The following is a 24,951-nucleotide window of genomic DNA, read 5'->3' as shown; positions in this document are numbered from 1 at the left end:
CAGGGAAAAGTGATTTATCAGGCAAAGACCGGCGGTCCGCGATGGTCAAATCCGATTAGGATTGTTGTAAAAAATTCATGCGAAATAAATCCTGAAATGAAATTCTGATTGATGGCTTCATTCGCTGGGATTTCCAAATCAAAGTGGTAAACAAAATAATCTGCGTGAGCAATAAGATCCAAAATGATCAATTCCATCTCAGTATGCCCATGGTCGGGAAGTTCCTCTTGCTCTTCCGTCAAAATAGGATGAGCATGAGTAATTATCTTTCCATTTTCCAATTCATGGGTATGAAAAAATAATACGCCATTAGTCAAGATACTTAGCATCAATGCCAAGCTCAAGTGACTGAAAAGGGGCAATATTTTTCTTAATTGGTACAAGGATTCCTACAATTATCTCAAAGACAACACGAAGATAATAAACATTGTTAAGTTAGACTCCCCTTTTTTATTTTTATTTGGAATCAAAAATATATTTTAGCTCTGTCTAAAAATTAAATGATCATAAATTATTCCTAATTTTAAGTATGATAAATTATGATTTTAAGCCCCAAAGCTATTTTGATGGGCAATTGCCAAATGCATTGTTGGTTAAATTGATTTATCCTGAAAGTCAATGGGGTGAAGAAATCTGTATCTACGCAAATGTGATGGATGGCTTAATCTATTACGAAGCTGTGGATTTCTATGGTAACGATCTGAAATTAAATCCTGAAAAAACCAAAGAATCGCTTTCCCTTCAAGAGCTTATCATGATGATTGAAACCTTGGAGCCCGAGCAGGAATTTTCTCAGGGAAATATCGCATTTACGCTTTCAGGAATCCCACAAGCTGAGAGCCTATTTTATCCTGAATTGAAAAAATACTTTTTGGACAAACGTAAGTTTTATGGACTTTCCTAAAAATCCAAAATGGTTTCATAAGCTCTGGACAATACATGATGGGTTTTGAACCAATAGTCATATGTCTCAAAGGAAATGCAGTCGTTGATTTCCATGCCTTGAATCCTAAGTCTTTGAAGACTGTTGGCAGGTAGCCAACTTCTGAGATCATTGGCTTGGTCTATGGTGAGTTGGGAAAGTTGAACGATTTTTTTTCCTTCTACAATCAATGGTATTAATTTGGTCATAATGATATTGTTTATTTTACAAATGAAAGCTTATTCATCAAAGATTTGATTAATAATTAATTACCGTTCTGTTAATATTGGAAAACATACATACTCCATGACCAAGAAAGGACCCCCATATCCATTGCTTATTTCCCATGATCCCCAATAACTTCTTTTATGTTTAATATTTTTCTGATTGTTATATTCTTATGTCTGGGGATTGTTTTCCAACGTTTTCGGTTTTTACCGGACAATTTGGCCCATAATCTAAATAGGTACCTCATTTATGTAGTACTCCCAGCTCTTGCTTTATTGTATCTACCAAAAATAGAACTCGTCCCCGAATTGGCCCTTCCGGTCGCTTCGGCCTGGATAAGTTTTGGACTTTCTTGGTTGATATTCGGAATTTTGGGGAAAAAGCTAAAATGGGGAAATTCCATCACAGGATGTTTGGTGATTACCTCAGGTCTGGCTAATACTTCCTTTGTGGGTTTTCCAATTGTCCAGGCATTGTATGGGGATGAAGGTGTGAAGGTTGCACTCCTGATTGATCAGGCTGGATCTTTTATTATTGTCAGCAGTATTGCAGTAATTGTAGCATCTATCTATAGTGTGGAAAAAAAGAGGAAAAGGGATATCACCAAAAAGATTTTGACCTTTCCACCATTCCTTTTTTTTCTGATTGCCATTGCTATGAATATAAGTGGATTTGAAATTTCGGGGAATATGGAAACATTGCTCAGAATGATCGCAGCAACCCTAACACCTGTTGCGCTCACAGCAGTTGGATTACAGGTCAAAATCAGCCCTGATGCATATAAATCCAAATTTCTTTGGTTTGGGCTTGGCTACAAACTACTTTTTATCCCCTTGACCATTCTAATTCTGTTCAAATTTATTTTTAAGCTAGATGGATTGATGCTGCAGGTCTCGGTCATTGAAGCTGCAATGGCGCCCATGATTACAGGCTCTATCATCGCGATCACTCATCACCTAGAACCCAAGCTAGCTTCCTTAATGGTAGGAGTTGGAATTCCGTTATCATTTCTGACAATTGGTATCTGGTATTTTATCCTAGCTTAAAAAAACCCACGCTAGGTGGGTCTTCAATAATCAATTATTTATTTTAGTGGTATCAGGCTTGGAGGGTTTAGGTCGGCCCAAAACTCCTTTCAGTAAGTTTTTAGCTTCATCTACCGCCTTGTCTTTGGTCTCGGAAACTTTTTTCTCAGCCTCTCTTTTCAAACTATCCTGAATCATTTCCGCCTTGAGGGTAACTTCTCTTTTTAGACTGTCTTCTGTCGCCTTGAATTGTTGGGTAACCTGATCCTGCAAATTTTCTTTTTCGCTTGCCACCCTAGATTGCAGGGCATTGGTCAACAGGTTTTCTATACTATTTCCACCTGCCAGTCCGATTTTTGGACTGTTATAAGTACCGCCCAAATTGATCGCAATTGGAATAAGCGTAGATTCATTCATCTGAGCACCGGATATTGTAGCCAATAATGCATTGGCCTGCGACCCAAATTTACCGGCCGGAACCTGCATATTAATCAGATAATTAATACTGCCATCAAATCCGGTACTCCCCTGAATATTGGCCTGATAATCCCACAACTTGACATCAAATGGCCTTACAGCCATAAACCCATTGCTGATTTCAATGGGAATGTTCAAATTCTTGAATTGTAAGGTATTGGTGTCATTCAATTTGGTCAGGCTGGTAATTCCTTGAAGCAAAGTACTGTTTTGAAGAGCTGCCTCTGTTACCTTGAGTAAACCTTTACCATCCAAAGATGAAAGTAAGGGCATCATATCCTGTCCTAAGATTCCGGAGAAATTGATATTGGTGTTAAAATTACCGGTAAGATGCTGCGCTATAGGTGCAAAAGCCTTTACTGTATTGAATGCCTCAAATGCTTGAGGAATATTCAAGTTGGCAAGATTAAGACTAAAGTCAAATTTGGGTGCAGTAAGGTCTGTGGGATCATAGGTGCCGTTCATGATTACCTGTCCTCCCAATGTATTCATTGATGCATCCCTGAAACTCAACTTCCCATCTTTCAAAGCCATATTCCCTTTGACTTCTTTGAGAATCAAATTGTCATATAAAACCTCCGCAGCAGCTACTGACATATTGAAATCAATATTTGTTGGCAATTCAATTATGGTCAGAGCTTCACTTTCTGTACTTTCGGATCCAGACATCCATTCATTGACATTAAACTTACTGGAATTAAGGCTTAATTGACCTTTCAAGACTTCCTCGTCTTTAAGAATATAATTTATGTAGTTGGATAAGAAACCGGTGGCCTGCAAAGGACTTCCCCCAACTCTCGCATCAAATTGGGTCAGATTAATCCTATCTGGAGAAAAATCAGCATCAGATCTATTTATCCTGATTCCCTGCGGAAGATCCAATGAGGTAAAATAAAAATCAGAAATAGAAGCTTTTCCCCTTGTATCAAGTCGGTTGTACCTGCCTTCTTCTACATCTTTATAGGAACCTTTCGTCTGCAGGTCAGCGAAGATCTTTCCTTCCATTATGATATTTTCCATTGGGAATATGGCCAGCATTTTCCCTAAGTCCACAGTACCATTTAAAGCACCATCCCAATTCAATAGTGAAAAATCATTGATCCTTAGCCTACCATTGATGGCTTCATCCTCGAGTTCAAATCCAAACTGACTCAAATCAACCAAAAAGTCGTTCATTTTGCCACTTGGATTAATGATGCTCGCATTGACATTCAGCTTTTCAATAGGAGCAGGATAGTCAGCACTTTGGACATATCCATTGGTCAGGGTCATTTTGGCATCAATACTTGGAATGATCTGGGCTACTGAATCATATTTACCTTTTGCCTGTGCGTTGACATCAAATATTCCCTTTAATGTCATACCCTCAATTGGGAAAATAGAAGTCATCTCTTCCAAATTAACTTTTCCTATCAACGCTCCATCCATTTCATAAGAAATTAGATCCGCCAAATAGAACCTTCCGGAAATGGGATTACTGCCAAAATCCAAACTAAAAGTTGGAATGTTTACTGAAGTATTGTCCAAGTTATTTGTCGTGTTCTTCACCTGCATATCCACGTTGACATTATTCACAGGTTTTGGCAAATCAGGATACTGGAACATCCCTTCAGAGACTTTCAATGAAATATCGAATGAAGGAAAACTGGTTTCATTATAAATTCCCTTAAAAACCCCATTAAAATCCATCGAACCTGAAGTTCTAAGATTTGAAAAATTATCAGAATAAATTCCGGGTACAAGGGAAAGAACACTTTTGAAAGTATTGTCTTTGCCGGCAAAAGCCAGGTCAAACCCTATGTCGTCAGCGGGCATGGCTATCAATCCACCAAAATCAAAAAGAAAATCATTCACAGCAAACTCTCCATCACCAAATTCAAATTTCATTTGATTCATATCTATGTTCATTAGGGTTTCCCCTTTAAACTGTTTGTTGCGGAGATAATTAGTCCCCTCATAGGTAATATCTGCTATCAAGGCTTCCATTTTGACCGGGAGTTCATAGACATCCATAGTGAAGTCCCCCTGTCCCACCATGTTGATTTTGCCCAAAGCCATAAAATACTGCAACTGTCGGTCATCATAAATCACATCAAAATCATTGACTTCAATCAAATCAATTCCAATCTGAAAATTACTCTCGGCAGGAGCTTCCTCTTCTGAAGGAAAAGTAATGTCATAATTGGCAGTTCCGTCTTCCAGAACTTTGACATATAAACTGCCCCCATCCAAATGTATCCCTGTCAATGAAGGGTTATCTCCAAAAAGAATGGACCTAAGATTGAAGTCCACTTGAAGCATATCCATATGAATAAGTGTATCATTTTGAAAAGGAGGGTTTCCGACCACACCAAATTCCTTGATAGTGGCAGATATATGTGGAAAACGCTTGAAAATACTCAGGCTGATATTGTTGAAGTCATAGTAAACCTGGGCATTGACAGATTCGGATATTTCCCTGTCAATTTTTTCGGCGATTTTATCTTTGAAAATAAACGGCAATGAAACAGCTACTGCTATCAATACCACAAAAACCGCTAAACTTATAATCAGTATCTTTTTCATTTCGTTTTTCTAAAATCAATCAATACAATAACGTATTCAATATAAATAGGATTTAGAACATGCATTATACACGCCAATATTCCTGAAGGAGTAAGTCAAATTCCAATTGGATATATCCATTTGAAGCAAGTATTTCTTTTCCAAAGATGTAATTATCTCCTTGGCTAAAATCATTAACCGCCCCGCCGGCTTCCATGACGATCAAAGCCCCCGCAGCAACATCGTATGGCTTGAGGTCATATTCAAAAAACCCGTCTGCCCGTCCACAGGCAACATAACATAAATCTATCGCAGCACTTCCCAGTCTCCTGACTCCATGACATTTCTTCATCAATTCTTTTAAGACATCTAAATAGACATCAATCTGAGAAAAGGCACTATAGGGAAAACCAGTGGCAATCAGACTTTCGCTGAGACTTTTTGCGCTGCTCACCATAATTGGCTTTCCATTACAAAAAGCACCGTGATCTTTCATGGCATAAAAACACTCATGAAAGTTGATTTCATAAACAACCCCGATTACAATTTCATCCAAATGTCTCAAAGCAATGCTAACTGAAAAAATAGGCAGCCCATGAATAAAATTGGTTGTGCCATCAAGTGGGTCAATGATCCATGTATAAGCCTTGCCGTTTGTCTGACCGGTACCTTCTTCAGTTATAAAGTCTGCTTCGGGGAGAATTTCTGAGAGTTTTTCCACAATCATCATCTCTGCCTGCTTGTCCACATAGGAAACTAGGTCATTTAGCCCTTTTTGTTCCACATTTTTGACATCAAAGAATTGTCTCTCTTTTCGGATAAAAGCTCCGGCTTCCTCAGCCACTACCTTGGTTTGGTTCAGTACCTTTAATAAATCAATCATTTACGAGATAGTTTTTACAGTTAGAATAATAATTTTAAAGTTTACTGACTTTAAAAGGAAGTCTTAGTGGGTAGTCTGACCATGCCTGAAATCCAATGACTACTTTTGGTAAATGTGCACTTTGAATATTGCAGAGATTACATCTGGATTCTGAGGCTTTTGTTTGGCCCTGTGAATGTACCTATTTCTTGATAAACATATCAGGAGACATTCTTCCCAACGCCGAAACAAAACGGTTGTTGACTCTTGAATGAAATATCTTGTTAATATTCTTATAATTAGAATTTTGTGAAAAATTTAAAAAAAAATATCAAACTCTTGACATAGTTGTTTTTTTTTTTTTACTTTTCTGAAACTATATCTTTAAATAAAACCAAATAATTATGAAAAAGTTCTTTAAATTAACTTTAATGACAATTATGTTGTCAGCAGGTGTTTCATTTTCAGGAGAGAGTTCTTGCAGGCACGATGATTCAATTGGCTGTATGATTTGCAGTTTTGCAAAAGTCGCTGGCAATCCTGGAGCTTGTATGGGTTCAGGTTCAGATTGCGGAAATCAAATTATCTGCGGTGGGGGTCCACAACAATGATTTTTTCATTAAAAATCAACTTGCAAAATTCAAATTGCAAGTTGATTTTGTTTCAAATTATATTTTAGGCATTGGATATGAAAACATTAAATATACCCTGTTTTTTCCTAGTAGTATTTCTAAATTCCTGTGAGTTTTCCGACAAGTCCCAAAACTTAGGCAAGCAATTTTTACCCAAAATCAAATCGGTGCAATTGCCTTTGGATGAAAAATCCACCTATGAATTTTTTATCTATCAGGTGGTAGGGGATTCATTGTTAGTACTGAATCAGGTAAATTATTCGGTGGACATCTACAGCTTATCGGAAGAAAAGCTAAAGAGAAGGATTCATGTGGAAAGAGAAGGACTTAATGGTCTCGAAAGGCTTAATACTTTCCATTATCACAATCAAGATTCCATATTCTTATTTCGTCAATTCCAATTGAACAATTCTCTTATCGTCGATATTAACGGAAATGTTATAGACAGAATCCAACATAATGAATTTAAAAGTGACATAGACGGCTTAATCAATCATGTAGGAACACCCCTTATGCCCACAATTTTAATTGAAGATGAGTTGCATTTTACTGTTTTTCAAATGACTGATGAAAGCATAGAAAATCATGATTTCACATACGAACATAGCCTTAACATAAAGTCAGGTGATTTCACTTCTTATCCATATATTAAAAAACCTAAGTCTTTTCATAATAACAGATGGGTGAATGAAACTTTCTCAAGAATAAAAATAGATAAAGAAGAATGGTATTTCTCTTGGAACCTATCTGATAGTGTTTATCATATCTTAGGAAAAGACGGTGTTTTAAACCAATCAAAACCAATAGCACTGAATGGAGTGATTGCAACAAATCCAGAACCGGTACCAAAAAATTCTTATAAGGAATATTGGCCGAAAATGATGGCTGAAAGCTATGTCTATGGTAAAATCTTGTTTGACAATGATAATAATGTCTTACATAGGATACGCTATCTTCCTATAATTCCATCTCCAACCTTCAACTTAAGTACAATCGACCCTTATTTAAACAAGAATTTCGAAATCCTAACACATACTCTTGATGGAGAATTTCTGGGTTCTACTGAGTTTAAATCCGGAACGTATGATCCAAGGGTTCTCTTTATGGGACCTGATGGCATCTATTTACCAAAAATTCACCCAAGTTATGAAGGGTTAAATGAAGACGAAATTGTATATGATGTATTCAACATTCAATAGAAAGACAGCAATACTTGCCTTTTTGGTGGTTCTAGCTTGTTCAGAAAAAGTAAATCACCATAATATAGAACTTGAAAAAGCAGTCAGTTCAGTATCTCAATTTGCAGTAATCGACCTTGACAGATGCAATTCATGTTTTTCAGAGAGTGGGGAAAAATTGAATTTCAGCATGAATGATTCTTCCAACTTGGTTATTATCCTTTCAAATTCTAAAAAAAAGGCCAACCTTTTCGGAAGTGAGAACGAACTTAATTTTCTTTGGGATAGTGCAAGATATTTTGAGAAATATGTTGAAAAAAGCAGTTTGTACATCCAAAACAAAACAGCCTCCGAATGAAATACAATAAGACCTCCAGTTGGATTTTATTCACACCATTCATGCTTATGTTTTTTGCCTCTTGTTCAGGTGAAATTAGTAGTGAATGGGAATTTAAAAATAGTATCAAAATTGAAAATGTCCGTAATTTTCATGAATTGAATATTGTTTATAAAAAGGAAAAATTCTTTGTTCTCCATAATTACCGAACTCAATTGGATATTTATGGAAACAATGGATTGGAATCTATCATTCAAGTTGCAAACCTTATTGAAACCTACGGAGGCTTTCAGATAAAAGGGCAGTATGTTTTAAAAACAGAACCATATGACGAAGAAAATCTTATTATTTTAAAAACATTCCCAAACGAATTCCACATTTTAACAACCGATCAGCCACATACCATCAAAAAACTTTCCATAGATATCTCTTCCAATGAATTTCTCGCAGACGTTACAAAGTTTAATAATGAGTATCTGGTTTTTAATACCTATGGAGCTGAGGCTTTAAATCATGCAAAGATTTATCGATATGACATTAAGAATCAAACCTCAAAACTTTTATATGAGATCTTTTTAGACAATCCCGTCGCTGAATTTTTAAAGTTAAAATTTTTTGAGCAAAACCTTAAACTATTAGATCCTTACCATAAAGAATTAATTACCTTAGACAAAAATGGTAAACTTTTATCCAAAAATAATTTCACCACTCCCTCAGATTTCAATTATAATTTTACAGAAACCAAGAGATATGCATCTGCTGAAGAATTCAACAAATCAGAAATAGATTTGCAGGAATTCACAAGATTAGTGGATTTTTCATTATTTAAAAACTCCCTCCTTTTAATCATTGCCCAAAATCAAGGTAGAAAGATTGTGGACAGGTTATTGGTGAGTTGTTCATTAGAAGATGGGCATCCAGCAACCGTCATTAAAACTGAACAGATCCCCATTCATTTTGGCCCCAACAATCATTTGTTTAGGTATTTTGAAAAAGACAGCATGCAGTTTGTTGAAGTTGTTCCGCTTACGAAAGTGATAGATTGATTGAACACTGAACACTGACCACTGCCAACTACTTCCCAATCCCCTGCACTACAATCACTATTTCGCCTTTAATTGGATTTTCCTTATAATACTCAATCAGCTCTTCCATTGTCCCTCTGACATTTTCTTCATAAATTTTTGTCAATTCCCTGGAAACACTTGCCATTCTCTCTTTTCCAAATGCTTCTGCAAACTGCTCGAGGGTCTTCATCAATCGATGTGGAGATTCATAAAATATCATCGTCCGGGGTTCTTCCAACAATGCCTCAATCCTTGTTTTCCTGCCCTTCTTATGTGGAAGAAATCCTTCAAAGGTAAATCGGTCATTTGGTAAACCGGAATTGACTAGGGCGGGAACAAATGCGGTTGCACCGGGCAGGCAGTTCACCTCAATGCCTGCATTTTTGGCAGCCCGTACCAATAAAAAACCCGGGTCTGAAACCGCCGGGGTACCTGCATCACTGACCAAGGCCATCACCTCTCCCTTTTTTAACCGTTCAATCAGTTTTTCGACTGTCTTGTGTTCATTGAAAATATGGTAACTCTGCAATGGCCGTTGTATTTCATAATGTTTCAGAAGCTTGCCTGTGGTGCGTGTATCCTCCGCGAGAATCACATCAACTGATTTCAAAACTTCAATCGCCCTGAAGGTAATATCCTTCAAGTTGCCAATAGGTGTGGGAACCAAGTAAAGTTGCACAGCACTTTCCTCAGACTTTTCAGATTTTGTCAATGGCACTTGCAAGGTCCTTGTCTTTTTTGGTCACTTTATTTCCAGCATCGTGGGTAGTCAATTCAATGGTCACAGTATTGTAGACATTGCTCCAATTTGGATGATGGCCTTGTGCTTCTGCCAGAAATGCTACCCTGGTCATAAAGGCAAAAGCTTCTTGGAAATCCTTGAATTTAAATTCTTTCTTCAGTTTGTTGTTTTCTTCTGTCCACATAGTTTTTTGTTTTATAATGAAATCACTCCTTCGATTTTTGCAGCTTTTTCATATATATCAAGAATTGCATCACTATTAGGCATTAAGGCTTTGATGGTTGCCGAAACGTATTTGCCTTTTGAAGAAGTTTTCAAGGTCATTTTATTGTTGGGCAATAATGCTGCCACCTCTGTCTCTCTTCCATTAGGAACTATAAACTTAAACATATATAAGCTGGGAAAAGAATTTTGGGCTTCAAGTTTTTCCTTAAATGAAGCTCTGTTAAACTCGTGTTTCATTTCTACTAATTTAAAGGTTAAACACCAGACTTAAAAAATAAAATCCTTAGGCATAAAAAAACCCGTGAATCGTTCCACGGGTTTTTTTTGCTTTAGGTATTTTAGAAAAACTTATACCTGTAATCTTTTACATTGGCAAGATCTTCCAAAGCCATCATAATCATGTACCCTGTTCTTTGGGATGCATTCATGGTTAATTGTCTTTGGTAGCTGTTATAATCTGCGATTTCAGCAGCAGGCGTAATGGAATTCAACTTCAGTACAATAATTCCCACATCTTCATGGATTGGCTTACTAATATCCCCTGAATTTTTCAGGCTGAATGCTGCACCGACTGCCTTCGGTGCAAAGCCTACACCAGGAAGAACTGAAGCACTCATTCTAAGGTCTGCAGTATTAGCCAAAGAAGCCTCATCTGAAAATACGGATTGCATTTCTTCAAGCGTACTTTTATCTTTTATTTTTTCTTTGATCATTTCAGCCTTCTTCTCGTTCCTTACTTGTGTCAATACCTCCTGCCTCACTTGATCTAGAGAAGCCGTTCCTTCTTCATATTTCTTTTTAAGTGTAGCCACAATGTAGGCGTTGTCCAATTCAAATACTTCTGAAACTTTTCCTTCAGAAGCATCATTGAATGCCCATCTGATTACTTCCCTGGCATTTTGAAGATTGTTGAGGTTTCTGGCAAATGCATCCACATTATTTGCTTGAATAATCCTGTAACCTTCTTTCTCTGCATTCGCAGCAAATTCCTTGTTGTTGCCAGTATTGGCAGCAAAGAAATCCGCCTTACGGAAAACATCATTTCTGGTAGCGTCACTGGGACCCAATTCCAATTCAATGGAAGCAATTTTGTAAGTCTCAGTTTGAGGAAGGTCAGTAACACTGATGATATGGAAACCATATTCTGTTTCTACGAGTATAGGGATCAATCCTGTATTTTTTGCTATAAAAGACACTTCGGCAAATTCCTCCACAAAATCTGCTTTGGCAAACCATCCGAGGTCACCGCCTCTTTGGGCAGTACCATCCTGTCCGTATTGGGCAGCAGCGGAAGCAAAATTAAGGCCTCCTTGGATTTCTTTTAATACATCTTGAGCATTTCTTCTGACTTCCTCCTTGGCTTCACCTTCAAGTCCTTGGGCACCAAAAAGAATATGTGCTGCTCTCATTTTCGGAGTGCCGTCGAATTTTGAGGAAACTTTATGAGTAATGTAGGTTGAACTTCCGGTCAGGAAAGGACCGTATGTTCCTCCAACCTCAAAATCATCCACATTGGAGGTCAAGGTTTCCGGTAAAGCATCACCTGGGCCAAAAGAAGCAAATGGACGTACACCTTCTGAATTTCTAACTACAAAAACAGAATCGGTTGTGCTTTCTTTCAATTCTTCAGTGAGTTTTCTTATTTCGCTGATAACCGCTGCTGAGTCCTCACTGCTAGGATGTAAGTTGAAACTGATATAATCCAAATCTACAGCATTAGAAACCTTATACTTTTCTTTGTTTTTGGTGATATAGCTATTCAATTCACTATCCGAAACATTAACCGAAGTATCAGCGATGGCATAAAAAGGAATGAATAAATGGTCTACGTCTGCTACGGAGTTTGCCATTTTGTGTTCCAATCTTCCCTCGGCTGAAGTGGCAAATTCGGAAGTAGACAATAGGTTATCATATTTGATCCTCAATCTAGCATCTGCAAACATCCTTTCCTGCTGTGCCCAATAAGCCCTTTGCTCTGGACCACCTTCGTCAAGAGATTGTAAAAAGGATACCAATTGAGTTCTGTCAAATTCTCCTGTTTCAGGATTGGTAAGCTGTTGTCTCAATTCTGCAATGATATTCTTTCCCTGAACAAGATCTACCAATTCAGCATCTGAAACGGTCAAGCCAAGAGCATCATATTGTTCGGCAAATACCTTGTCCACTATCAATGCTCTCCAAGCCTGTTCACGGATGGAATTCATTTCAGGTTCGGAAGGAGTTCTACCTGTATTCTGTTGGAATGAAAATTTTGTTTCCTCGATTTTTCGGATGTATTCCTCATAGGAAATACTTTCACCTGCAATCTCACCTACGGTGTTTGATCCACCACCCAAAAGGGTTGAGTTAGGACTTAAAATGTCACCTCCTACGAGGAAAAATATTAATCCCACTGCAATTACACCAATTGCAAGACCTGTTCTCTGTCTGATTTTTTTAATTAAAGCCATTCTCCTGTTTGTTGAAGTGCCGCAAAATAATTCAATCTGCGTGTAAATTCAAAATTATATCTGTGTCAATAAATTACTTGGATGATTCTGCACCATGATGGATTTTGATTTTGACAGTCTCCAAGCGGTGGTCGAGTTTTGAAACTACAACAAACGTATAGCTCTCAAATGTAATAGATTCACCTTTTTGGGGAATATCTTCTGTCAATGATAGGATAAAACCTGCCAAAGTTTCAAAATCACCATAAGGAATTTCCCATCCATATTTTTCATTTAAATAATCAATTTCATGTCTGGCACTGAGCAAATATTCATTTTCAGACAATTTTTGCTCTATCAAATCATCATTGTCATACTCATCTTGAATCTCTCCAAAAATTTCCTCAATGATATCTTCCATACTTACTATCCCACTTGTCCCTCCGAACTCATCAACTACCAGTGCCAGGCTTTTTCTTTCTTTGATAAATTGAATCAGCAGTTCATTGGCAAGAGCGGATTCGGGAACAATAATGATTGGGGTAAGGATATCTGATATTTTCTTTGGTTTCTTGAAAAGCTCCAATTGGTGGCAATATCCTATAACATCATCAATAGTATCTTTAAAAACGATGATTTTTGAATGGCCACTTTCAGCAAATACTTGCTTCAAATCATCCATGCTGTCTTCAATATCAACAGCGGCTATATCTGTGCGAGGCACCATACATTCCCTTACCTTGATGGTCTTGAATTCCACCGCATTGTCAAATATTTTGGAATCCACCTCCACCTTCACATCCTGACGGCTATGATGCATGTTATTTTGTATAAAACTGTTCAGGTCTGTGATTTTAAAAACAGGTTTGTCTTCGCTGTATTCTAAGCCTAAAACCCTGGTAATAAAAAACCTTGAAAGCCCCACCACCAACCAAACAATAGGATACATTAGAATATAAATGACCTGAAACGGAACTGAAAAAGCTGAAAGCAGGCTGTTTGGATTTAGCATAAAAATACTTTTTGGAAGGAACTCAGCAGTTACCAATACGATTAAGGTCGAAATAACAGTCTGAATTGTCAATACCCAAAGTTGATTATCTATTCCATCTGGAAGCCAATCCCTTATCCAAGGTTCCAGCAAGTTAGCCATAAAAATCCCGTAAAGAACTAAGGCTATGGTATTGCCAATTAGGGTGGTGCCTATAAATTGCCCTGGGCTTTTGACAAAATTTGACAATATCCTACCCGAAAGCATTCCTTGTTTGCTTTGTAGCTCAATGTGTAGCCTGTTAGCCGATATAAAAGCTATTTCAAGACCTGAGAATAATCCCGAAAAAAGAAGCGTGATGATAACGTAAATGAGATATTGGCTTTCCATTAATTTCTTCTTTTACGATTCTCGAATGTCTTCTTTTCTGATTGATTTTTTTCTTTGACCAATTGGTCATTTTTCCTATATCGGTACCAGAACAGCAATGCAACCGCAAACATGAATACAGGATATGAAGTGGTCAATCCTACGGTAATCGTCAGGTGTGTCCCAATAATAACCATAGCTGCCGAAAGCGACAGTAATATAATATCCGCTAATTTCATTTAATTTTTCATTTCCAGTCAAATCCCCAAAATAATATCAAAATATCCATCCAATATCAACTGAATATCTGCGATTTATAGTTATATCTTACATCCCTTCTCCGGGAAGTAAAGTACGGCTATTGATCACTTTAAATAATTTGTATTCATTGAACCCTTCATCCGCTTCCATACCTGTTCCGTTGAAAAGGGTTTCCTTTTCCTGAATGGTTACAAATTTATCTGTGTAGATTTTTTTGGAGCCAGGATCCCAGAACAACTCCTCAGAAGAAAGTTTTTGCTCTTTTTCTAGGTTGTCAACTTTGACATCACCTTCTCCTCGATAAAGGTTTTTTCCTCTCTCATAAAATCCCTTATCAGCCCGCATGGTGGTGCTGATATTTCCTTCTTTATCAAAGAAAGTGATTTCTATTCCTTCAGGAAATTCCAGGTTTCCATCTTCAAATTCCATTTGCTTTTTGGCTTGGAGGTGGGTTCTGATGATGGCAGAATCACTGTGAAACAATTCAACGTCATAGGCGATACTAGTTGGGCCTAGGTAAACTTCCAACATACTAGTATCCACCTCTTCTCCACAAGAAGCCAAAATCAGTGGCAATATGGCTATTATCAACAAAAGCCGGGGCATCCATTTCATGATGGCAAAGATATCAAAAGAAAACCAATCCTAAAGACACATAAAAAAAGGCAGCCATAAAGACTGCCTTATCTATTTCATTATTATGAGGTTAATCTCTTGTAGCCAATGTAACTGTCTCTCCAATCCAACAAGGAATTGAGAAAGACTCACCAGGCTGTCTACTTTCGGTAAACAATTCCTCTTTTGAAGGGAATCTGGCACGGGCCTCAGACATACCTTTACTGTCGCCAGCTCTTTGGTAAGCATTATAGGCTGCGATATAGACTGCTTGATCATCCACCCTGCTAACTCCTTTTCTACAATCATTATAAGACTGCATATACAATTGTGCGATCAAGGTCCAAGCATCTTTTGCTTTTTCAGGATCCAATTTAGCGGCCTCTTGGGCAGAATTTCTAGCAGCGGATTTTCTACCCGCTATGCCATGGATTTTGGCTAGGTCAAAATGTACCTCAGCTTTTTGAACATTGTTTTCTGCCAAAGTCAAAGCTTTTTCCAATACAGGCTGGGCTTTTTCATATTCTTTATTCTGCATGTATCTCATTGCCCTCACTTGAGAAGTCGAGAATGTCGGACTATCAGAATCAATAATTTCCAAGACAGTAAGGAATGTTGGGGAAGAAGTACACTTATATTGGATGGAGTATTTAAATATCTGCTGGGCAAGAACCATATTGGTAGGATCAGCAGCTAACTTTGGACTCATCGTGTTTTCTATAAATTCACAATCGATCAATTCCATTGCTACTACCAACTGCTCCAATGTCTGCTTTGGAGCAGAAACATCTTTACCCTCAGCCTCAGCTTCAACTAGCAAAGCATTCAGCTTTTCATACTTCTCCAACAATTGTTCCTTAGTAAATGCCTTGTTGTATGCACTATGCCTGTAAATCAAGTCAAAATATGCAGCCACGAGATTAATGGTATTGAAATTACCGTTTATCTCTACCACCCGATCGAAAGTAGCCAAAGCATCCCCTACCTTATCTTTGTTCGCTTTATAGAAATTGTAGCTATAGTAAGCTTTGTTTTCAATCCACTTTTCTTCATTGTCAAAATTGGCCTTTCTCATATCAAATATGGCAACGACCGAATCCTGATACACTTTTTTCTTTGCCTCATCAGAAGCCTTTCCAGCAGCACCATTATAAACAATTATTCCATTGATATAAATGGATTCATTAAGTTTAGGAGTATTGGCATACAACCAATACAAAGGCTTGGTAGCTTCCACGAATTGTTCTGATTTCATGTAATCTACATAGGCTGCATTGTATTCTCTGGCTTTGGCTTCCAAAGCCTCATCAGAAGGCCAGTTCCAACCTTCCTGGGCCTGAGCCAATCCTACAAGGGCCAATGTGAATAACCCTACAAGTGCGTATTTTACTTTCATATTCTGTTTGATTTATTCGTAAACTCGTTTATAGAACCATGTATTATCATTGAGAGAAAAACCAAGACTAAAACTTAAGTAATTTTCTCTGATCAATCCGTTTTCAATTGTTCCCCTTGAACCGACCTTTACAGCGAAGTTCATTAGAGAGAGATTATTGATCGGAACAGATCCTCCAAAATTGATGCCAAGATCCGTGATCTGGGTTTGGTTCACAATGTAGGGTGTCTGTTCATATTGAACCCCAATCCTGTAAGTAGATCTTTTCAATAGGTTGTCAACTGCAGCATAATCAGGAGTAATTTGACCACCAAATGCGACTCTGTAACTATCTCCTAATTCACCAAGGTTTCCTCCAAATGACCTATATTGGCTGAATTCCTGCATTTGAGCTTCCAGTCCAATTACAAATTTATTGATTTTTTCGTAAGTTACCCCATAACCTATCTTTTTAGGAATAAAAACATTGCCTATCTCGTTGTTTCGGATGATATCTCCTTCTGTATCGGGCCTGCTAGCTTGCCCAAATTCGGCAACCTTAGCAAATTCTTTTCCATTAATCGCCCCATAGGCATGATAAATGGCACCTAAATGAAGGTTGCTCTTATTTCCCATTTTGAAAAAATAATGAAGTCCTGCTTTGAATGTCACATCATTAACTGTTAATCTTTCATAAAATTCTGTAGAGGCTCCTATTGGGTTGTTTTCTTCGTTCAATAGGGTGAGTTGATTTGTTCTAATGGTAGATCCAAAAAGGTAAGATCCTTGAATACCAAGACTAAGATTTTTGGCGACTATAAAGCCTGTTGAAATGTACGCTTCTGAGATTCCTCCCTCCCCATCTATCCTGTTCAATGAAGTCAGATCAGAATTGGTGACCTGCCCATTAACTACAATGCTATAATTTACACTCGTCACCTGATTGACACCCAATCCTACGGATGATTTACCGGATTTAATAGGAAGTGATACACCTACATAGGATAGACCCCCGCCATCTACAGTCTGATTTTCATTTGTTGAGGCGACATCAAGTCTTTCATAGCTGAAAGCAGTCTGGAAGTTGAAAATAGTGTTTCGTGTAGATAAAGCCGGATTCATATAGTTGATTCCCCAACCCGTTCCAAAACTGATACCCAATCCTCCCATTCCTTGATTTTGGGTAAATCCTGAATTATTGAACTCTCCAAGTCCCAAAGCACTGTAGGTAGAAGCGCTGGATTGCGGATAAGCATTGCTGTATATGAAAAAGGTGCACATTGCACCAAATAATTTAAACTTATTGGTAATTGACATTGTAGCTTAATATTCTATCTAATCCATACAGGATCAAATTAGGGATTACAAATATGTGGTCTTTTGTTAAGCTTTCAAAAATTTTTGAATCGCCTCCACAAATAATGACCTTCAAATCATGATATTGCTCTTGATACTGCTGAACAAATCCGTTCAACTCATTAAGTATACCGAAATACACCCCACTCCTTAGACAACTGACAGTAGTGTTGCCTATAAAATCCGGGATTTTGTTACTTTCTAATTCAGCAATTGGTAGCCTGGCTGTTTGCTGATGCATAGCCCGAAAACGCATCTGAAGCCCGGGAGAAATCGCACCACCCATATAATTGTCACTTTCATCCAGAAAGTCGTAGGTAATACAACTTCCAAGGTCCACAGCCAAAAGAGGGCCATTTTCAATTATTGAACGCGCACCAATTACAGCAGCCTTCCTATCTACTCCCAATGTTTCAGGAGTAGCGTATTTGTTTGTAATCGGCAAACCTGTGCTTTTGTCCAAAAATAAAAAAGAAAAACCAAGAAGTTCTCCCAGTTGTTCCTTGGTATATGTCACAGAACTAATAATTGCATGTTGAAATTGAAGTGATTTGGAGGCTTCTAAAAAAGTCCCAAAATCTCCAAAACTCTCCTCAGAAATAACTTTCCCTTCCTCAAAGAGTGCGGTCTTCAACCTGGTGTTGCCTATATCTATGACGAAATTTCTCAAATGCTGAAATGAGGATGATTGTAATTGATTAAGTCGAATTTACTCATTTTACCCTACGGCTGTTTTTGATTAAATTAAAATTAACTTTACAGACATACATTTAACATATTTTAACCCATGAGCGACCAAGAGATTTATAAAGTGATCGGTTTGATGTCTGGCACCTCTGGCGATGGCTTGGACATTGTCTTTTGCGAATTTGAAAAAAAAGACAGATGGAATTTCACCATTATTGATGCAGACACAGTGCCATTTCCAAAAAAATTGGGAAAAAAACTCAAAAAATCCCACTTACTCAATGGCCAAAAGCTGTCCTTACTTGATGTTGAGTTTGGAAGCTGGTCGGGAGATCAAGTCAAATACTTTCTTACTAAAAAATCGCATTCAGCTCAGGCCGTGGCCTCTCACGGCCATACCGTGTTTCACCAGCCTTCCAAAAAACTCAGCCTACAAATCGGAAATGGTTGGGCACTTCACCAATCCAGCGGACTACCTGTCATCAATGACTTCAGGATGCTTGATGTACAGTTGGGTGGACAGGGCGCTCCGTTAGTACCGATAGGTGACCAATATTTGTTTGGAGAATATGATTATTGTATCAACCTGGGTGGTATTGCCAATATCAGTATGGATTTTGATGGAAAGAGGATTGCCTTTGACATTTGTCCGTTTAATCTGCTGCTCAATCATTTTGCCGAAATCTGTGGAAAGACTTTTGATAAAAATGGAAAACTTGCCAGAAAAGGTAAAATACTTCCCAAAGTATTAAAAGCGCTAAACAAACTTCCCTTTTATAAAAAAGAAGGAGCCAAATCTTTGGGCAGAGAAGATTTGGAGGATTACCTTAAAATCCTTGAATTGAGCGGGGAATTTAAACCCGAAAATATCCTCCATACTTTGGTAGTCCACTATGTGGAGCAGATCAATGCAGTACTTCAACCTATTCCGGGGAAAAAACCGACAATTCTAATCACCGGAGGTGGAGCTTACAATGCTTTTTTTATGGAAATGCTTCAAACAGAATTAACTGAAAACTTTGAATTCATAGCACCCAACAATACTTTAATCAATTTTAAGGAGGCATTGTTGTTTGCGTTTTTAGGAGTGTTGAGAATAAGAGGAGAGGTCAATTGCTTGGCCTCTGTGACAGGGGCCTCTAGGGACAATTGCGGGGGAACAGTTTATGGACTATAGGCAGTCACCAAGATAAAAGTCAAGAATATTTCTATTTTTGCTTCCTGATAAACCCAAATATACCACATGAAAGAATTACTCAAGAAATTTGAAAATAAACAACCTGAAATTGTTTTTGAATGGAGTGACAGTGAATCAGAGGCTGAAGGATGGGTAGTCATCAACTCTCTTAGGGGTGGTGCTGCCGGCGGAGGAACAAGGATGCGCAAAGGCCTTGACAAACGAGAAGTGGAATCTCTGGCCAAAACAATGGAAATAAAATTCACTGTTTCCGGTCCATCAATAGGAGGTGCTAAATCAGGAATCAACTTTGACCCAAGTGACCCTAGAAAGGATGAGGTGCTTAAGCGTTGGTACAGAGTAGTAATGCCTTTGCTCAAAAACTATTACGGTACTGGTGGAGACTTGAATATTGACGAAATCAACGAGGTAATCCCAATTACAGAATCCTATGGATTATGGCACCCCCAGGAAGGTGTGGTAAACGGACATTATCATGCTACAGAGCCTGAAAAAATCAGAAAAATCGGTCAGTTGCGCCAAGGAGTTTCCAAAGTGCTGGAAGACCCATTATATACGCCCAACAGTCCCAGAAAATATAAAGTTGCTGATATGATCACAGGCTTTGGGGTAGCAGAAGCAGTGAGGCACTATTATAAAATTTGGGGCGGGAATATCAATGAAAAAAGAGCAGTTATCCAAGGCTGGGGCAATGTAGGGGCCGCGGCAGCTTGTTTTTTAGCAGTAGAAGGTGTCAGAATTGTTGGAATTATAGACAGAGAAGGAGGATTGATCAATGAAGAAGGCTTTTCCTTAGATGAAATCAGGGACTTGTTTGTAAAAAGAAACGGAAATAAACTGTTTGCAGATAACCTACTTACCCATGAGGAAATTAACAGGCGCATCTGGGACTTAGAAAGTGAAATTTTTATCCCTGCCGCAGCTTCAAGGTTGATTGATAAAAATCAGGCAGAGAGAATGGTAAAATCCGGATTAGAGGTCATCAGTTGTGGTGCCAATGTTCCATTTGCTGATACAGAGATATTTTTTGGTCCAATTGGCGTGTGGGTAGATGAAAAAGTCTCCTTAATCCCCGATTTTATTGCCAACTGCGGTATGGCAAGGGTCTTTGCTTATCTCATGTCTGACGATGTAGTCCTGACCGATGAGGCTATATTTACTGATGTCAGCAAAACAATCTCGGAAGCATTAAAGAAGACTTATGAAAAAAACCCTGGTAAAACAGGTCTAGCTTTAACTTCTTTAGAAATAGCCTTAAAGCAACTTGTATAACCATATTACCAATCATCAACCAAGAGGGATTAAATTAAAATAATTCCTCTTGTGAGTGATTTTTTATATAGTGCTTTTCATTCAAAAATAGTAGTTTAGCAAAAGTAAAATCTGAGTTTATAATTTGAATTGATTTGATTCATAAGTTTTCTGAAACCATAATTATTAAGAAAAATCCCTTAATTTTAATTGAATGAAGAATTTTATTCCTGTTTTGGTGCTGATTTTTGGGATGTTATATTTTTCAGGTATCCCACAAGTCTTTGCCCAAACAGACCCCCAGACAGAAGCAGTAGATCAGGAAAGCGAAAGTGATCCGATAACAAGCGTAGCAGCACATATTCATGATGATTCCGATGAACACCATGAGATCGCTCCACTCTGGCTGGTTATCCCATTTGTTACGCTTTTGTTGATGATTGCAACAGGTCCTTTGTTCTACGAACATTTCTGGCACCATAATTACCCTAAAATTGCTGTCGGGCTTGCTATTTTTGTAGTCTTCTACTATTTGTTTATACTCCATAACGTACATGGACCTGTTCACGCAATGGCAGAATATGTACAATTTATTGCACTGTTGGCTTCTCTCTATATTGCATCAGGAGGTATTTTGATAGAGGTAGACAAAAAAGCCACGCCAATGGCAAATGTCACACTCTTGATTGTAGGCGCACTGATATCGAACCTGATAGGTACTACTGGTGCTTCGATGCTGCTGATCAGACCTTTTATCCGCCTTAACAAAGGGAATATCCAACCTTACCATATCATCTTCTTTATTTTTATGGTAAGCAATATAGGTGGTTCCTTAACTCCCATCGGTGACCCTCCACTATTTCTTGGATTCTTAAAGGGTGTTCCTTTCTTCTGGACATTAGAGTACAACTGGCCCGCCTGGCTTTTGGCATTGGCTATTTTGGCAACAATCTTTTATTTTATAGACAAAAAATTCGGTAAAGCTATTGAAGAAGAACTCGACGGTACTTCCTATAGCAATAAATTCCAACTGATAGGATCCAGAAACTTTTTATGGCTAATGGTGATCATTGGTTCAGTTTTCCTCGATCCAAACGTGATTGAATGGGTTCCCGCCATCCGTTATGATGGACAGAAGTTTTCATTCATCAGGGAAATTATCATGCTATCTGTTGCTTACTTTAGCTTTAGATTTGCAGATCAAAAAGCCATCAAGGGAAATGAGTTTAACTTCGAACCTATAAGGGAAGTAGCATTCATATTCATTGGAATTTTCGGAACCATGATGCCGGCCTTGGAACTTGTCGGCAATTTTGCCAAGTCTCCCGAAGGTGCCGCGATCATTACTCACAACACTTTATATTGGGGCACAGGAATTCTTTCGGGATTTTTGGACAACGCACCTACATACTTGAATTTCTTGGCCGCTGCTATGGCTTCTCAAGGTGCTGAAATCAGCAATATCGAAAATGTAAGAAATTTTGCCCTGAACAATTATGATGATTCAGCTTTCGAATTGATGGCTATTTCAATAGCTGCAGTATTCTTTGGTGCAATGACCTATATTGGAAACGGACCCAATTTCATGGTAAAATCCATAGCTGAACAAAGTGGAATCAAAATGCCATCCTTTTTTGGTTATGTCATCAGGTTTTCCATTCCAATTTTATTGCCGGTATTGATCATTACCTGGCTGGTGTTCTTTGCATTTGTTTAAGATAAAATGGCTGCAGGTCAGATTATCAAAAAACATTTTTTACAAGAATTCATTATCAAAAAGAAATCCCGAATAAAGATTTTTATTCGGGATTTCTTTTTGATTGGTATTTCAATCCATCAATAATAATTGATAGATGCCGTGATAATCATTTTATTGGGTTTAAGGAAAACAACTTTCTGCATGGTCTCAACAACATAATTGTCAGGTACGCCGGTCAAACTCTGATTGTAAATAATTCCCCTAGTTTCAGTGGAATAAAAGAGATTGTCAGATTTGGAAACAAAGGATATGTCCTTTACTTCTTTCCCGTTATAATTGACCACAATTCTTTGTATTTTACCTTTCTCTCCTCGTTTAAGCTCATGGATCAGGGCCTTTTCACTTCTTTTGGTTTCATAAGAACCAGCCAAGCTGGACCTATTGATGTCTGCCTGAATAAAAAATTCAAATTCTTTTAACCATCCTTCAGTGTCCAAGGATTTTTGGATCTTTTCTTTTTCTCCATTTACAGTAATTTCCTTTAACACACCTTTCCCATCAAGTTGAAGCGCTTGAACTTCAAAATAATCTTTCAGTGGAAAATATATGGGTTCCAAATCATTTGGATTGTTGTCACTAACCGAACAACCACTGATAAAAAAACCTATGGAAATCAGCAGCAAATAGTATTTCATAATTACAATAATTTTTGAGTTGGCTGTAAATAACAAGGAATCCAATTCCAGAATGGATTGAATTCCTTGTCAACAAATGTAATAGATATTAGAATAAAATATCCCCTGTCATTTCGGAAGGAATAGGAACTCCCATAATCGTAAGAATAGTCGGTGCAAGATCACCTAACTTGCCATCCTTGATTTCAAATTTATCTTTATCATCCACTATGATACAGGGGACAAGATTAGTAGTATGGGCTGTATTTGGACTACCATCTGCATTGATCATCATGTCACTATTACCGTGATCAGCGATTACTATAGTAGTATATCCACTTTGCAATGCTTGTTCGATCACTTGTTTTGCACATTGGTCTACAGTCTCACAAGCTTTTACTGCTGCTTCAAATACACCTGTATGACCGACCATGTCCGGATTGGCAAAATTAAGGCAAACGAAGTCAACTTCTTTTTTCCGGATTTCTGTCTTGATTTTGTCAGCAATTTCAAAGGCGCTCATTTCCGGCTTGAGGTCGTATGTGGCCACTTTGGGTGAAGGACATAAAATCCTGCTTTCCCCTTCAAATTCTTTTTCCCTTCCACCGGAAAAAAAGAATGTAACATGGGGGTATTTCTCGGTTTCTGCAATTCTGATCTGTTTCTTTCCATTCCGTGCAAGTACCTCTCCCAATGTATTGTTCAAGTTGTCCTTTTCAAAAAGCACCTTGATACTTCTAAAAGTTTCGTCATAATTACTGAAGGTAATATAATTCAAACTCAGCTTTTTCATGTTGAAATCCTCAAAATCAGTCTGGGTCAAGACCTGTGTGATTTCTCTTCCTCTATCTGTTCTGAAATTGAAGCAAACAACCACATCACCATTTTCGATTTTAGCCAATGGCTTTCCTTTATCATCTACCTGTATGATTGGTCTGATAAATTCATCTGTCACACCATTACTGTAGGATTTAACTATGGAAGCTATAATATCTTTTGATTTTTCTCCTTCTCCATGAACCAAGGCATCATAGGCCAATTTCACCCTTTCCCATCTTTTATCCCTGTCCATTGCATAGTACCTTCCAACGACGGTAGCGATCTTTCCAACGGAATGCTGAAAGTGTTCTGTGAGTTCTGACAGGTAGTGAATCCCACTTTTAGGGTCTGTATCCCTGCCATCAGTAAAAGCATGAATAAATACTTGGGTAAGTCCTTGAAATTTGGCCGCATTACAAAGTCCTTTCAAATGGTCAATATGTGCATGGACTCCACCATCAGATACCAAACCTATGAAATGGACTTTTTTGTTTTCCGCTTTTGCATAGGCAAAGGCCTCTTCAAGAACTGGATGATAATTTAAATCTCCTTCCTTTGCCGCTTTATTAATTTTGACAAGATCCTGATATACCACTCTCCCTGCTCCTATATTCATATGCCCAACTTCTGAATTGCCCATCTGACCTTCGGGTAGACCAACCGCAAGTCCTGAAGCTTCTAATTTTGAATGAGGGTATTTATTATACAGACTATCTACAAAAGGTGTTTTAGCTTTATCGATAGCAGAAACTTCCGGATTGGTAGCAATACCCCACCCATCCAATATCATTAAGATTACTTTCTTATTCATGTTGAAATAAATATTTATAAAAATCAGTAAAATTCCCTATTGAACCGTAAAAATGACTATTCTTTGCTAAGGGCACAAAATTCCAGCTAGATAAATTTATTTTAATTAGGAATATCAGGCTATGAATAACAAAAATTAGAGGACAACTATTATTTTTTAAGAAAAATAATTAGGGTT

General features: G+C 37.9%; 25 protein-coding genes. 9 read left to right on the top strand and 16 right to left on the bottom strand.

Going from position 1 to position 24,951, the window contains the following annotated elements:
• Positions 1–17: 17 nt before the first annotated feature.
• Entirely contained in the window at positions 18–383 is a 366-nt protein-coding gene (locus ACEW8U_RS03070; protein WP_373520564.1) for a hypothetical protein, read from the bottom strand.
• Between the two features lie 146 nt (positions 384–529).
• Between ACEW8U_RS03070 and ACEW8U_RS03065 the strand changes: the two genes are divergently transcribed.
• Complete coding sequence (locus ACEW8U_RS03065; protein WP_373520563.1) at positions 530–904, top strand: UDP-glucuronosyltransferase; 375 nt, start codon at positions 530–532, stop codon at positions 902–904.
• Here ACEW8U_RS03065 and ACEW8U_RS03060 read toward each other — a convergent pair.
• Positions 901–1,131: a hypothetical protein gene (locus tag ACEW8U_RS03060; RefSeq protein WP_373520562.1), complete on the bottom strand. Its 231-nt coding sequence runs from the start codon at positions 1,129–1,131 to the stop codon at positions 901–903. The two genes, ACEW8U_RS03065 and ACEW8U_RS03060, sit on opposite strands and share 4 nt — an antisense overlap.
• Positions 1,132–1,290: 159 nt before the next feature.
• Between ACEW8U_RS03060 and ACEW8U_RS03055 the strand changes: the two genes are divergently transcribed.
• On the top strand, positions 1,291–2,196 hold the full coding sequence (locus ACEW8U_RS03055) for an AEC family transporter (protein WP_373520561.1): 906 nt from the start codon (positions 1,291–1,293) through the stop codon (positions 2,194–2,196).
• A gap of 30 nt (positions 2,197–2,226) precedes the next feature.
• Here ACEW8U_RS03055 and ACEW8U_RS03050 read toward each other — a convergent pair whose 3' ends face one another.
• Positions 2,227–5,217: an AsmA-like C-terminal region-containing protein gene (locus ACEW8U_RS03050; protein WP_373520560.1), complete on the bottom strand. Its 2,991-nt coding sequence runs from the start codon at positions 5,215–5,217 to the stop codon at positions 2,227–2,229.
• Between the two features lie 64 nt (positions 5,218–5,281).
• Positions 5,282–6,079, bottom strand: a complete 798-nt coding sequence (locus ACEW8U_RS03045; RefSeq protein ID WP_373520559.1) for an inositol monophosphatase family protein — start codon at positions 6,077–6,079, stop codon at positions 5,282–5,284.
• 383 nt (positions 6,080–6,462) lie between these two features.
• Here ACEW8U_RS03045 and ACEW8U_RS03040 point away from each other — a divergent pair, with 383 nt between their 5' ends.
• The 4 genes from ACEW8U_RS03040 (at position 6,463) to ACEW8U_RS03025 (ending at position 9,251) form a co-directional block, all read left to right on the top strand.
• Entirely contained in the window at positions 6,463–6,669 is a 207-nt protein-coding gene (locus tag ACEW8U_RS03040) for a hypothetical protein (protein WP_373520558.1), read from the top strand.
• Between the two features lie 77 nt (positions 6,670–6,746).
• Positions 6,747–7,889: a DUF4221 family protein gene (locus tag ACEW8U_RS03035; protein ID WP_373520557.1), complete on the top strand. Its 1,143-nt coding sequence runs from the start codon at positions 6,747–6,749 to the stop codon at positions 7,887–7,889.
• The gene (locus ACEW8U_RS03030; protein WP_373520556.1) at positions 7,867–8,226 is read left to right on the top strand and encodes a hypothetical protein; all 360 of its coding nucleotides are present in this window, start codon (positions 7,867–7,869) and stop codon (positions 8,224–8,226) included. The genes ACEW8U_RS03035 and ACEW8U_RS03030 overlap by 23 nt, the downstream gene beginning before the upstream one ends.
• The gene (locus ACEW8U_RS03025) at positions 8,223–9,251 is read left to right on the top strand and encodes a hypothetical protein (RefSeq protein ID WP_373520555.1); all 1,029 of its coding nucleotides are present in this window, start codon (positions 8,223–8,225) and stop codon (positions 9,249–9,251) included. The genes ACEW8U_RS03030 and ACEW8U_RS03025 overlap by 4 nt, the downstream gene beginning before the upstream one ends.
• Before the next feature lie 28 nt (positions 9,252–9,279).
• Here the strand turns inward: ACEW8U_RS03025 and rsmI are convergent, their stop codons facing one another.
• From rsmI to ACEW8U_RS02975, 10 genes are all read right to left on the bottom strand, one after another.
• Positions 9,280–9,990 (bottom strand): 16S rRNA (cytidine(1402)-2'-O)-methyltransferase, encoded by a 711-nt coding sequence (gene rsmI, locus ACEW8U_RS03020; protein WP_373520554.1) that lies wholly within the window; start codon positions 9,988–9,990, stop codon positions 9,280–9,282.
• On the bottom strand, positions 9,971–10,198 hold the full coding sequence (locus tag ACEW8U_RS03015) for a 4a-hydroxytetrahydrobiopterin dehydratase (protein ID WP_373520553.1): 228 nt from the start codon (positions 10,196–10,198) through the stop codon (positions 9,971–9,973). Before ACEW8U_RS03015 ends, rsmI begins: the two co-directional genes overlap by 20 nt.
• Positions 10,199–10,209: 11 nt before the next feature.
• Positions 10,210–10,476, bottom strand: a complete 267-nt coding sequence (locus ACEW8U_RS03010) for a DUF493 family protein (protein WP_373520552.1) — start codon at positions 10,474–10,476, stop codon at positions 10,210–10,212.
• A 101-nt stretch (positions 10,477–10,577) separates the two neighbouring features.
• Positions 10,578–12,689: a SurA N-terminal domain-containing protein gene (locus ACEW8U_RS03005; RefSeq protein ID WP_373520551.1), complete on the bottom strand. Its 2,112-nt coding sequence runs from the start codon at positions 12,687–12,689 to the stop codon at positions 10,578–10,580.
• Between the two features lie 73 nt (positions 12,690–12,762).
• Positions 12,763–14,049: a hemolysin family protein gene (locus ACEW8U_RS03000; RefSeq protein ID WP_373520550.1), complete on the bottom strand. Its 1,287-nt coding sequence runs from the start codon at positions 14,047–14,049 to the stop codon at positions 12,763–12,765.
• Complete coding sequence (locus ACEW8U_RS02995; protein WP_373520549.1) at positions 14,049–14,267, bottom strand: hypothetical protein; 219 nt, start codon at positions 14,265–14,267, stop codon at positions 14,049–14,051. The genes ACEW8U_RS03000 and ACEW8U_RS02995 overlap by 1 nt, the downstream gene beginning before the upstream one ends.
• An 88-nt stretch (positions 14,268–14,355) precedes the next feature.
• Positions 14,356–14,895, bottom strand: coding sequence for an LPS export ABC transporter periplasmic protein LptC (gene lptC / locus ACEW8U_RS02990; protein WP_373520570.1), 540 nt, complete (start codon positions 14,893–14,895; stop codon positions 14,356–14,358).
• A 100-nt stretch (positions 14,896–14,995) separates the two neighbouring features.
• Positions 14,996–16,300: a tetratricopeptide repeat protein gene (locus ACEW8U_RS02985; RefSeq protein WP_373520548.1), complete on the bottom strand. Its 1,305-nt coding sequence runs from the start codon at positions 16,298–16,300 to the stop codon at positions 14,996–14,998.
• A 12-nt stretch (positions 16,301–16,312) separates the two neighbouring features.
• Entirely contained in the window at positions 16,313–17,596 is a 1,284-nt protein-coding gene (locus ACEW8U_RS02980) for a hypothetical protein (protein ID WP_373520547.1), read from the bottom strand.
• On the bottom strand, positions 17,580–18,305 hold the full coding sequence (locus ACEW8U_RS02975) for a type III pantothenate kinase (RefSeq protein ID WP_373520546.1): 726 nt from the start codon (positions 18,303–18,305) through the stop codon (positions 17,580–17,582). Before ACEW8U_RS02975 ends, ACEW8U_RS02980 begins: the two co-directional genes overlap by 17 nt.
• Before the next feature lie 117 nt (positions 18,306–18,422).
• Between ACEW8U_RS02975 and ACEW8U_RS02970 the strand changes: the two genes are divergently transcribed.
• From ACEW8U_RS02970 to ACEW8U_RS02960, 3 genes are all read left to right on the top strand, one after another.
• A complete protein-coding gene (locus tag ACEW8U_RS02970; protein WP_373520545.1) occupies positions 18,423–19,499 on the top strand; it encodes an anhydro-N-acetylmuramic acid kinase in 1,077 nt (358 codons plus the stop codon).
• Between the two features lie 66 nt (positions 19,500–19,565).
• A complete protein-coding gene (locus ACEW8U_RS02965; protein WP_373520544.1) occupies positions 19,566–20,792 on the top strand; it encodes a Glu/Leu/Phe/Val dehydrogenase dimerization domain-containing protein in 1,227 nt (408 codons plus the stop codon).
• 193 nt (positions 20,793–20,985) lie between these two features.
• Positions 20,986–22,488 carry a sodium:proton antiporter gene (locus tag ACEW8U_RS02960; RefSeq protein ID WP_373520543.1) on the top strand — a complete coding sequence of 501 codons (1,503 nt, stop codon included), beginning with the start codon at positions 20,986–20,988 and terminating at the stop codon, positions 22,486–22,488.
• Between the two features lie 119 nt (positions 22,489–22,607).
• On the opposite strand, the gene ACEW8U_RS02955 is transcribed toward ACEW8U_RS02960, so the two are convergent.
• Together ACEW8U_RS02955 and gpmI are read right to left on the bottom strand one after the other, a co-directional pair.
• Positions 22,608–23,165, bottom strand: coding sequence for a hypothetical protein (locus ACEW8U_RS02955; RefSeq protein WP_373520542.1), 558 nt, complete (start codon positions 23,163–23,165; stop codon positions 22,608–22,610).
• A gap of 88 nt (positions 23,166–23,253) precedes the next feature.
• The gene (gpmI, locus tag ACEW8U_RS02950) at positions 23,254–24,774 is read right to left on the bottom strand and encodes a 2,3-bisphosphoglycerate-independent phosphoglycerate mutase (protein ID WP_373520541.1); all 1,521 of its coding nucleotides are present in this window, start codon (positions 24,772–24,774) and stop codon (positions 23,254–23,256) included.
• Positions 24,775–24,951 lie beyond the last annotated feature (177 nt).

This window comes from Aquiflexum sp., assembly GCF_041751335.1.
In the GTDB taxonomy this organism is placed as follows: Bacteria; Bacteroidota; Bacteroidia; order Cytophagales; family Cyclobacteriaceae; genus Aquiflexum.
Note: the sequence above shows the minus strand (reverse complement) of the source record. Positions and strands in the feature narration are given on the sequence as shown.

What these genes read in the sequence shown, in the direction of transcription:
- ACEW8U_RS03045 (WP_373520559.1), bottom strand. Translation starts at nt 6,079, where the DNA reads ATGATTGATTTATTAAAGGTACTGAACCAAACCAAGGTAGTGGCTGAG.
- gpmI (WP_373520541.1), bottom strand. Translation starts at nt 24,774, where the DNA reads ATGAATAAGAAAGTAATCTTAATGATATTGGATGGGTGGGGTATTGCT.
- ACEW8U_RS03065 (WP_373520563.1), top strand. Translation starts at nt 530, where the DNA reads ATGATAAATTATGATTTTAAGCCCCAAAGCTATTTTGATGGGCAATTG.
- ACEW8U_RS02995 (WP_373520549.1), bottom strand. Translation starts at nt 14,267, where the DNA reads ATGAAATTAGCGGATATTATATTACTGTCGCTTTCGGCAGCTATGGTT.
- ACEW8U_RS03010 (WP_373520552.1), bottom strand. Translation starts at nt 10,476, where the DNA reads ATGAAACACGAGTTTAACAGAGCTTCATTTAAGGAAAAACTTGAAGCC.
- ACEW8U_RS02970 (WP_373520545.1), top strand. Translation starts at nt 18,423, where the DNA reads ATGAGCGACCAAGAGATTTATAAAGTGATCGGTTTGATGTCTGGCACC.
- ACEW8U_RS03025 (WP_373520555.1), top strand. Translation starts at nt 8,223, where the DNA reads ATGAAATACAATAAGACCTCCAGTTGGATTTTATTCACACCATTCATG.
- ACEW8U_RS03035 (WP_373520557.1), top strand. Translation starts at nt 6,747, where the DNA reads ATGAAAACATTAAATATACCCTGTTTTTTCCTAGTAGTATTTCTAAAT.
- ACEW8U_RS03050 (WP_373520560.1), bottom strand. Translation starts at nt 5,217, where the DNA reads ATGAAAAAGATACTGATTATAAGTTTAGCGGTTTTTGTGGTATTGATA.
- ACEW8U_RS03055 (WP_373520561.1), top strand. Translation starts at nt 1,291, where the DNA reads ATGTTTAATATTTTTCTGATTGTTATATTCTTATGTCTGGGGATTGTT.
- ACEW8U_RS03005 (WP_373520551.1), bottom strand. Translation starts at nt 12,689, where the DNA reads ATGGCTTTAATTAAAAAAATCAGACAGAGAACAGGTCTTGCAATTGGT.
- ACEW8U_RS02985 (WP_373520548.1), bottom strand. Translation starts at nt 16,300, where the DNA reads ATGAAAGTAAAATACGCACTTGTAGGGTTATTCACATTGGCCCTTGTA.
- ACEW8U_RS03030 (WP_373520556.1), top strand. Translation starts at nt 7,867, where the DNA reads ATGATGTATTCAACATTCAATAGAAAGACAGCAATACTTGCCTTTTTG.
- ACEW8U_RS02965 (WP_373520544.1), top strand. Translation starts at nt 19,566, where the DNA reads ATGAAAGAATTACTCAAGAAATTTGAAAATAAACAACCTGAAATTGTT.
- ACEW8U_RS02960 (WP_373520543.1), top strand. Translation starts at nt 20,986, where the DNA reads ATGAAGAATTTTATTCCTGTTTTGGTGCTGATTTTTGGGATGTTATAT.
- ACEW8U_RS03040 (WP_373520558.1), top strand. Translation starts at nt 6,463, where the DNA reads ATGAAAAAGTTCTTTAAATTAACTTTAATGACAATTATGTTGTCAGCA.
- ACEW8U_RS03060 (WP_373520562.1), bottom strand. Translation starts at nt 1,131, where the DNA reads ATGACCAAATTAATACCATTGATTGTAGAAGGAAAAAAAATCGTTCAA.
- ACEW8U_RS03000 (WP_373520550.1), bottom strand. Translation starts at nt 14,049, where the DNA reads ATGGAAAGCCAATATCTCATTTACGTTATCATCACGCTTCTTTTTTCG.
- ACEW8U_RS03015 (WP_373520553.1), bottom strand. Translation starts at nt 10,198, where the DNA reads ATGTGGACAGAAGAAAACAACAAACTGAAGAAAGAATTTAAATTCAAG.
- lptC (WP_373520570.1), bottom strand. Translation starts at nt 14,895, where the DNA reads ATGCCCCGGCTTTTGTTGATAATAGCCATATTGCCACTGATTTTGGCT.
- ACEW8U_RS02955 (WP_373520542.1), bottom strand. Translation starts at nt 23,165, where the DNA reads ATGAAATACTATTTGCTGCTGATTTCCATAGGTTTTTTTATCAGTGGT.
- ACEW8U_RS02980 (WP_373520547.1), bottom strand. Translation starts at nt 17,596, where the DNA reads ATGTCAATTACCAATAAGTTTAAATTATTTGGTGCAATGTGCACCTTT.